The organism is Curtobacterium sp. B8 (assembly GCF_000333315.1).
GTDB lineage: Bacteria > Actinomycetota > Actinomycetes > Actinomycetales > Microbacteriaceae > Curtobacterium > Curtobacterium luteum.
Genome location: NZ_BACW01000173.1, coordinates 1 through 1,401 on the forward strand (window position 1 = coordinate 1; position 1,401 = coordinate 1,401).

Consider the following 1,401-nt stretch of genomic DNA (forward strand, 5'->3'; position numbering starts at 1 on the left):
GGGCCAGCGACCACGGCGCGATCCGCGACGGGGAGGGGATCTCGGTGACGGGTGGTCTCGGTGCGCGGCCGGTCGGACGCCACGAACGCGCGGAGCCTGGCGAAGGCGTCGGGCTCTCGGGATTCGGACACGGATGCAGACTAGGCTCCCGGGCATGCCCGGATCAGCACGACCCGCCGAGGACGCCCTCCAGCGATCGGCCCGGTCGGCCGGGGTCGTGGCGCTCGGCGCCGGGCTGGCCGTCGCCGCGGTCGGAGCGGCCGCCGTCGGGGGCGTGGTCGCAGCGGTCGCCCGGGCGGTCGTGACCCCGGACCGCAAGCGCGTCGAACGGGTCCCCATCCTCGCGGTCGACCCCCAGGCACGCACCGTCACGGTCGAGCGGACGGCCGACACCGAGCTGCAGGGGCGCTACAGCCTCTGGTTCGGCGCCGGCACCGGCCACATGCGCGTCGGCGAGGTCCTCGGGACCACCGACACCACCGTCACACGACGGATCATCGCGATCGACGCCGGTGACCCGACGAACGCCCGTCGTGGTCGCTGGGGCGGGTGGTTCTACCTCACGCCGGGCGAGCTCGACGTCCCGGTCGAGGACGTCGACGTCCCGACCCCGAACGGCCCGGCCCCCGCGTGGGTCGTCCGTGCCGACGACCCGGAGGCCCCGTGGGCGGTGCTCGTGCACGGCCGCGGAGTCACCCGGGCCGAGACGATCCGTGCCCTCCCGGTGTTCCGGGCCGCGGGCTACTCCGTCCTGCTGGCGTCGTGGCGCAACGACGGGGTCGCCCCGCGGAGCGTCGACGGCCGGTACGGCCTCGGCAGCACCGAGTGGGAGGACGTCGACGCCGCGCTGCGGTGGGTCGCCGGCGAGGGTGCCTCGAGCGTCGTCCTGATGGGCTGGTCGATGGGCGGCGCGGTTGTCCTGCAGACCCTGCTCCGGTCGTCGTCGGCGCACCTCGTCGACGGGGTCGTCCTCGAGTCGCCGGTGGTCGACTGGCACGCCGTGCTGAAGTCGCAGGGCCAGCTGCTCCGGCTGCCGAAGGCGGTCCGGAAGGTCGCGCAGTGGGTCCTCCGCGCGCCCGTGCTGCACCGGGTGGCCGGGTTGCGGGCGCCGGTGGACCTGCGCGAGCTCGACATGGTCGCGCGGGCGGACGAGTTGCACGTCCCGATCCTGCTGCTGCACAGCGACGACGACGGCTTCGTCCCGTCCTCGGCCTCGCACGACCTCGCGCGCGCCCGGCCGGACCTCGTCCGGCTCGAGGTGCAGCACACGGCCCGGCACACGAAGCTCTGGAACCACGACGCCGACTGGTTCGACGCGCGCATCCTCGCGTGGCTCACCGAGGTGGTGCAGCACCAGGGCGCGGCCCGCGCGTCGTAGACGCGACCCGAGGACGGACGGGA

1 protein-coding gene is annotated in these 1,401 nt (G+C 75.0%); it reads left to right on the forward strand.

Going from position 1 to position 1,401, the window contains the following annotated elements; translation table 11 throughout:
- The first annotated feature begins 154 nt into the window (after nt 1-154).
- Entirely contained in the window at nt 155-1,378 is a 1,224-nt protein-coding gene (locus I59_RS04295) for a S9 family peptidase (RefSeq protein WP_022902811.1), read from the forward strand.
- Nucleotides 1,379-1,401 lie beyond the last annotated feature (23 nt).